This is a genomic window from Streptomyces sp. NPDC043867, from assembly GCF_056435845.1.
Map to the genome: position 1 here is coordinate 36,040 of NZ_JBWKDS010000003.1, position 6,986 is coordinate 43,025.

The 6,986-nt window shown below is 77.0% G+C and carries 5 protein-coding genes; 2 read left to right on the top strand and 3 right to left on the bottom strand.

Annotated features, from left to right (window positions below):
• Positions 1 to 131: 131 nt before the first annotated feature.
• Positions 132 to 368 carry a hypothetical protein gene (locus AC069T_RS03660; protein ID WP_476754271.1) on the bottom strand — a complete coding sequence of 79 codons (237 nt, stop codon included), beginning with the start codon at positions 366 to 368 and terminating at the stop codon, positions 132 to 134.
• A 77-nt stretch (positions 369 to 445) separates the two neighbouring features.
• Positions 446 to 4,039 carry a type 2 lanthipeptide synthetase LanM family protein gene (locus AC069T_RS03665; protein WP_478781148.1) on the bottom strand — a complete coding sequence of 1,198 codons (3,594 nt, stop codon included), beginning with the start codon at positions 4,037 to 4,039 and terminating at the stop codon, positions 446 to 448.
• Positions 4,040 to 4,575: 536 nt separating this feature from the next.
• On the opposite strand from AC069T_RS03665, the gene AC069T_RS03670 reads away from it, so the two are divergent.
• Together AC069T_RS03670 and AC069T_RS03675 are read left to right on the top strand one after the other, a co-directional pair.
• A complete protein-coding gene (locus AC069T_RS03670; RefSeq protein ID WP_476754269.1) occupies positions 4,576 to 5,187 on the top strand; it encodes a helix-turn-helix transcriptional regulator in 612 nt (203 codons plus the stop codon).
• Positions 5,184 to 5,885, top strand: coding sequence for a response regulator transcription factor (locus AC069T_RS03675; protein WP_478781149.1), 702 nt, complete (start codon positions 5,184 to 5,186; stop codon positions 5,883 to 5,885). The genes AC069T_RS03670 and AC069T_RS03675 overlap by 4 nt, the downstream gene beginning before the upstream one ends.
• Before the next feature lie 176 nt (positions 5,886 to 6,061).
• Here AC069T_RS03675 and AC069T_RS03680 read toward each other — a convergent pair whose 3' ends face one another.
• Positions 6,062 to 6,802 carry a Type 1 glutamine amidotransferase-like domain-containing protein gene (locus tag AC069T_RS03680; protein ID WP_478781150.1) on the bottom strand — a complete coding sequence of 247 codons (741 nt, stop codon included), beginning with the start codon at positions 6,800 to 6,802 and terminating at the stop codon, positions 6,062 to 6,064.
• Positions 6,803 to 6,986: the final 184 nt, after the last annotated feature.

The window sequence follows — 6,986 nt, forward strand, 5'->3', positions numbered from 1 at the left end:
GAGGCTGCGGGGCCCCCCCCCCCCCCCCCCTCCCCCCCCACCCCCCCCCCCCCCCCCCCCCCCCCCCCCCCCCCCCCTCCCCCCCCCCCCCCCCCCCCCCCCCCGCACGCGGTGTCAGTACTGATCAGCCGTCAGTTCGGTGCGGAGACCGAGGTGTCCAGGGTGCTCAGCGTGATGACGACGCCGCTGGTCAGTACCATCCCCGCCAGCACGCGGGCCCGGGCGCAGGCGCGGTTGCGGCCCCTGAGCGTGACGCCGCCCGCCGCGTCCTGCTCGTCGGCGCCGGTCTCGGTGACGTCGGCGGCGGTGGTGGCGAGGTGCTTGTCCATGACGGTGATCCCCTTCTGGTGTCCCGTGCGGATGCGCACGGTGGGAGGTGGAGAAATGCCGTGGTGCCGTGGTGCCGTGGTGCCGTGGTGCCGAGGAGCGGAGGTGCGTGGGTCGGTCAGTGGCCGGGGTGTCCCAGGAGCAGGACGGACGGCACGTTTTCGGGCCGGGCCAGGCGGAGCAGTCCGTAGCCGATGCCGGACAGTCCGGTCAGCAGCCCGGGGGAGGGGACGTGATCGGGGGTGGCACATCGGTGGCTCTGCGCCTCGACGAGGGCGAGCACCTGACCGCTGCGCCGGTTCAGCGCCTCGGCGGCGGTCGCGTCGCCCTGTCCGGCGAGGACGGCCAGCGCCTCCAGCGTGCCGAGGGTGCCCTGTCCGAGGCTCAGGTCCGGGCGCACCTCGGCGTCCGCCAGCCGGTCCGCCGGCCGGGGAGAACCCGGTTGCGGGGGAAGGCGGGCGGCGGCCGCCGCCACGCCCGCGAGCCCGCCGGCCCAGGACGTGTCGGCGTGCGGGGCCCCCGTGTCCCGGAGCGCGGCGCGGAGCAGGGCGTGCGCGGCGGCCGCGTGCCGGGCGGCACGCCCGGGCCGCCGGGCGGCGTACCGCAGCAACGCCCACCCGATCCCCGCGGCCCCGTCCGCGAACCCGGTGCCCCCACCGGTCTTCACGGCCCCGCCGCCCCCCGTGGCACTGTCCGGGAGTCCGGTCCCGCCGGCCCCCGTGGCACTGTCCGGGAGTCCGGTCCCGCCGACCCCTGTGGCACTGTCCGGGAGTCCGGTCCCGCCGGCCCCTGTGGCACTGTCCGGGAGTCCGGTCCCGCCGGCCCCTGTGGCACTGTCCGGGAGTCCGGTGTTCCGGTCGTTCCCTGCGCCGGCGTGTGAGGGTCCGGTGTGCCTGCCGTTGTCCGTGGCGCCGTTCGCGAGTCCGGTGCGCGGGCCGTTGTCCGTGGCGCTGTCCGCGAACCCGGTGTGCCCGCCGGTCTCCACGGCCCCGTCCGGGAGTCCGGTGTGCCCGCCGGTCTCCACGGCCCCGTCCGGGAGTCCGGTGTGCCCGCCGGTCTCCGCGGCCCCGTCCGGGACCCCGGCGTCGCCGGCGTTCCCCGTGATGCCGGTCGCCGTGTCCGTCGCGGTGGTGCCCTCCGCGGACCGGGCCGGTCCTGCGGCGTCGGACACCGTCGCCAGCAGCCGGTCCGCCACGGTGTCCGCCAGCCGCAGTGCCGCCGGATCGCCGGTCGCCTCGTGTGCCGCGACGGCGGCGGCCAGTGCCCCGGCCGTGCCGCCGGCGAGCCCCGGGTCGGGGCAGGCCGCGACGGCGTGGCCGAGCGCGGTGAGCGCGTCCGGCAGACAGCCCGTCAGGTCCTCGCCGAGCAGCGCCGACAGCCGCACCAGGGCGTACACGATGCCGCCGAGCCCGTCGTAGGCGCCAGGCCCTGCCGCCGCGCTCAGCTCGGGGTCGCAGGCCAGTGCCTTCAGCAGGCCGGGCAGCGGCCGGACCGCCTCGCGGGCCGGCGCGGCGTACCGGCCGGACCCGACCAGCGCGTCCGTGTGCGCGAGGAACAGTGCGACCCCGCAGTAGCCCTGCGCGAGCCCGGCGCCCATCGGCAGCACCGCCCAGTGCGGGCCGGAAACCCGTTCCAGGCCGAGCCAGTTGGTGCGGCCGCCGTCCCGTACCGCGCGGGCCGCGAGCTCGTCGGCGATCCCGCACGCGGCGGCGAGCAGCCGGGACGCGTCGGGCGCGACGGCCGGTACCGGCGCCACCGCCAGCTCGGACCGGGGCCGGTCCAGCGGCGAACCGGTGCCCCGTGCCGCCAGCGTGGCCGAGATGATCCACTCCTGGTCGCGGCAGTCGACCTCGTCCATCCGGGCGATCTTCTCCCGCACCGCCGCCAGACTCGCCACCGGCAGCACTCCCGCCAGCCAGGTGCCGTCGGCCGCCCGGACCCCCGTACCGGACGGCCGGTGAGCGAAGAGGGGTACGTCCCCGCGCCACAGGTCCGCCGTCTCGTGCTCGATGAGCCGCCGGCGCACCTCGTCGTGCTCGGACTCGGTCCACAGCACCGCGAACACGCTCTCCCGGGCGAGCGCGTCGCCGAGCAGGGAGGGGTGGGCGGACTCCTCCAGCAGCGTCGCGTACAGGCGGGTGGAGCGGGCGATGAGCCGGGCCGGACTGCCGGCGCGGGACGCCAGCGGGCCGTCCTCGCCGAGCAGTTCACCGCCGTGCGCGGCGATCGCCGCGTACGCGGTGCGGAAACCCTCCAGCAGGGCCGCCCGGTGGTCGGCGCCCTGCAGCGGGCGGCCGGCGGGCAGCGGCTGGTTCTGCGCGGCCGGGCTGAGCAGCGGCGCGCGCACGGCCCGCATGGTGTCCCGCCCGCTGTCCTGCCAGTGCAGGCCCTCGCTCGGGAAAGTGCCGTCGGTGGACCGGCCGAGCGCGGAGATGTCCAGCGCCCCGTGTTCGCCGATCAGCAGGTGCGGCAGCAGGCAGGTGCGGTGCACGGAGGCGTGCAGGGCGTCGGCGGCCGGGTCGGCGCCCGCCGTCATGGGCTGCGGGAGCCCGGTGTGCAGGAGCGTCTCGGCGTCCACCAGGACCGGCTGGTCGCCGCAGGCGATGACGTTCTCGTAGTGCATGTCGGCGCCGTCCACCGCGTAGAGCAGCGCCAGCAGCGCTCCCTGGCGCCGGTAGAAGGCGTCGGTCTCGGTCACCGACCGGCACCAGCGGTGCTCGACGAACTCCAGCCAGCCGTACGTCTTCCGGCGCAGGCTGCGCGGAGTGCGCAGCGCCAGGCCGGGCACCTTGGCATTGAGCCAGGCCACCAGGTCGTCGAGCAGGGCGTGCTGGTCGAGCGGCCGGGGCTTGTACACCAGCCGGTCGCCGCTCGCGAAGTGCAGGACCGCCACGGACCGGTGGCCCTGGTGGGCGTCTCCGCGGCCCAGGTCGACCCGGGTGAGCGCCCCGGGGGCGCGACCGCCGAGGAGTGCTGTGGTCAGGGCGTCCCGGTCGGCGTGGAAGCGCGCCACCAGTTCGGCTGTCGCGTCCGTCGCGTCCAGCGCGCTCTGCCCGAGCATCCGGGCCAGCACCGGGTAGGCGGCGAACAGGCCGCCCAGCCCCTGGCGGGTGCCGGTGGCGGCGACGAAGGAGGCGAACCGCTCGCGCGGGCCGGCGCCGGTGAGGCGCCGGGCGCGCCGGGCCAGGTCGAGCTCGTGGACCAGCGTGCGGGCGGCCTGGCGGACCAGGTGGTGGGTCAGCCGGCGCTCGAACGCGCCCTGCCAGACGGCTCGTTCGGCGGCCGGGACGCCGGGCAGCAGCTCGGCGAGCCGGGCGGAGGCCGCGGCGACGACCGGGCGTACGACCGGTGCGAAGGCATCGGGTCCCTCACCGGGCACCACCGGCTCCGCCGTATCTTCGGCGTCCGCGTCCAGGACCGCTTCCACGTACGCCGCCCAGCGGGGCTTCACCGTCCGGGCGGCCAGCCGCTCGGCGGGTTCCGCCGCCAGGGCCGCCGCCGTGGCACCGTCCACCCCGAGGTGGGCCAGCCGCAGGGCGAAGCCCTCCGCGTCACCGGCGGCCCAGGGGGCGCGCCCGGTGGCCCCAGAAACGGCGGGTGCCGCCGGGAGTCCGGGGGCGGCGAGCCGTTCCGCGAGGGACAGCGCCGGAGCCCACCAGGTGAGTGGCAGGCAGGCGCTCCGGGGAGTCGGGAGGCTGGTGGTCTCGGTCACGGGAAAGAAGTTCGCAGACCCCCTGCGGCCCCCACATGGGGAAGCGGCCCCCATATTCTGCGCGGGCCCCTCCCCACCGGTGGGTACGGCGTGCGCGCAGACGCCCCCGGACGGGGAAAGACGCAGGTCGAACCGGGACCCCCGGCCTCCCAGGACAGGACCGGGGGAGCGCCGGACATACGCGTAACGCAAGCCGGTACGGCCCGCTGCACCCCCACTTCACGCATCGCGCCCGCACTTCCTGCGGGTCGCACCCGGGCACACCCCCATTCCCGCGGCGCGCACCCCCGCGTCCCCTCCCTCCTGCGGCCCCGCGCGTACGCCCCGGACACCGCACGGCTCCTCCTGCCCGCCGCCGGCCCCCGCACGCCGCGCCCGGAAGGCGGTCGTACGGGGGACGGGACCGTCCGCCCCGCGGGAAAGGTGGGGACCGGCTACCGATGCCCGCGCCCCGCCGCCGACGGCACGGTGTGCGCAGTACCCCAGACCGCCCGCAGCGCTGATGACGGGGCGGACGACCTTTCAAGGAGCAGCAGATGGGAGCACCCCTACCCGTCGGTGTGGTCGCGCTCGACCCGGTGCTGGAGGCCGGCACCCGCAGTACCCTGCTCGCCTGCCCGGAGCTGACCGTGTGCGAGCCCGGCGACGCCCGGGTCGCCGTCCTGACCGTGGACCGGCTCGGCCCCGCCGAACTCGACATGGTGCGCACCACCCGCGCCCACCGGCAGCGCCCCGCCGTCGTCCTGGTGGTCGCCGCCCTCGCCTCCGGCGACGCCCTGCACGCCCTGGCCGCCGGCGCCCGCGGCCTGCTGCTGCGCCGCGAGGCCGACGCCTCCCGTCTGAACCACGCGGTGCTGGCCGCCGCCCGGGACGACTGCACACTGCCACCCGAGCTGCTCGAACAGTTCCTGGACCGTCCGGCGAACACCCGGCACGGCTCGGGCGGCTGGGCCGGCGGCATGCTGTCGGACCGGGAACGCTCGGTGCTGCGGCTGGTCGCCGACGGGCACGAGACGGCGGAGATCGCCCAGCAGCTGGCCTATTCGCCGCGGACCGTGACCACCGTCGTCCACGACATCACCCAGCGGTTCAGGCTGCGCAACCGTGCCCATGCGGTCGCCTACGCGCTGCGGGCAGGTCTGCTGTGACGGCCACCCTGATCGAAGCGCCCCCCACGCCCCCCGCGCCGGTCACGCAGGTCACGCCCGGCCCGCTCCCTCCGCCCCCGGTCCTGCGCATCCCGCCCTCGCGCGGCGCGGACCGCGTCCGCGCCCTCGCCCGCCGCGCCGGCTTCGCCTGCGAGCCCGAGCCCGAGCCCGAGCCCGGGCACGAGCCCGGGCACGGGCACGGGCACGGGTCTGCCGGGCCCGCGAGCGTGAGCGTGGTCGTGGCCGCCGACGCCGAACAGGCTCTGCGCGGCGGGCGGGACCCCGGCCGGCTGCTGCTCGTGTGCGACACCGTCAGCCGCAGGGGCCTGCTGCTGGCCCTGCGCACCGGAGCGGTCGTCCTGAAAACCGCGGACCTCACCGAGGAGACCCTGGCGGCCGCTGTACGCCGCGCCGCCCACCCCCATCCGAGCATCCCCTACCCGGAACTCTCCCACCTGCTGACCGCGGCTCCCGGATCCGGCGAACCGGTACCCGACGTGCGGCCCCCGGCCCTGACGGCCCGCCAGATGTCCGTGCTGCGCCTGCTGGCCGAGGGTCACGCCAACGCGGGCATCGCCCGCCTGCTGGACTGTTCCGAACACACCGTCAAGAACGTCATCTACGAGATCATGGCGCGTCTGCAGGCCCGCAACCGGGCCCACGCGGTCGCGCAGGCCGTGCGCCACGGCCTGGTCTGACGCGCCGAGGACACCGGGGCGGGGGGCGGGGCGGGGGAGGGGACCCATTGGACACCGGGCGCCAGGAGCGCCCGCGCGGTCCACCCGTCACCCCGGGACCGCGTCCGCCCCCCGGGACAGGGACGAACGCCGGGCGGCCGAACGCCGCACCGCGCGAACCCGGCAGGAGCGGGCCGTCAGAACGCGGGCGCCGGCAGCAGCCGCGGTACGAGCCGTTCCTCCACGACCCGCTCGCCGTCCCGGCTCACCACGTAGGCGGCCTTGTCCGGCAGTTCCGCCACGACCTCGACCAGTTCGGTGCCCCGGTAGACCAGGCCCACCCCGTCATCGGTGCAGTGGGCCGTCGCGAAGGTGCCGTCGGCGACCATGCGGTGGATCAGGGGACGCCGGCCCGCGTCGGAGTCGTAGTGCACGCCGTTGCCGTACGGAAGCAGGCCAAGGCCCCCGGTCACCGGGCGCAGTTCGGGTCCGAAGGAGTCCGTGGCACCGCCCTCGAACCAGCAGATGGAACCCGCGCTCACCCCGGCCAGCACCACACCCGCCCGCCACGCGCGCCGCATCACCGCGTCCAGCGCGTGTACCCGCCACACGGCGAGCAGGTTGGCCACCGAGCCGCCCATCACCCAGACCACGTCGTGGTCGAGGACCGTGCCCTCGACGTCCTCGACGTTCGGCATGGGGAACAGGTGCAGCGGGGTCAGATCGAAGCCCGCGATCCGGGCCGCCTCCGCCATCCGCGCCGCGACGTGCTCGGCGTCCCCCACCGCCGTGCCGACGTACAGGATGCGCGGGCGCCTGCCGTGCACCCCGGAGAGGTCCACCGCGTGGTGGACCAGAGCATCGAAGAGGACCCGGGCACGCGCGCCGACGCGGTGGCCTCCGGAAGTGGCGAGGATGGTCGGTTCAGCGCCGCTCACGCCCGTGATCGTATCGCGGGCCCCCGTGCCGGGAAGTGGGGAAGCCGTGAAGAGCGGGCCGCCGGCCCGCACCCCGCGGGGAGCGCCCCGGGGGGGGGGGGGGGGGGGGGGGGGGGGGGGGGGGGGGGGGGGGAGGGGGGGGGGGGGGGGGTAGGGGGGGGGGGGGGGGGGGGGCTGGGCACCG

Bases quoted from the DNA above. Each gene is read 5' to 3' on its own strand.
- AC069T_RS03670 (WP_476754269.1), top strand. From the start codon at position 4,576: ATGGGAGCACCCCTACCCGTCGGTGTGGTCGCGCTCGACCCGGTGCTG.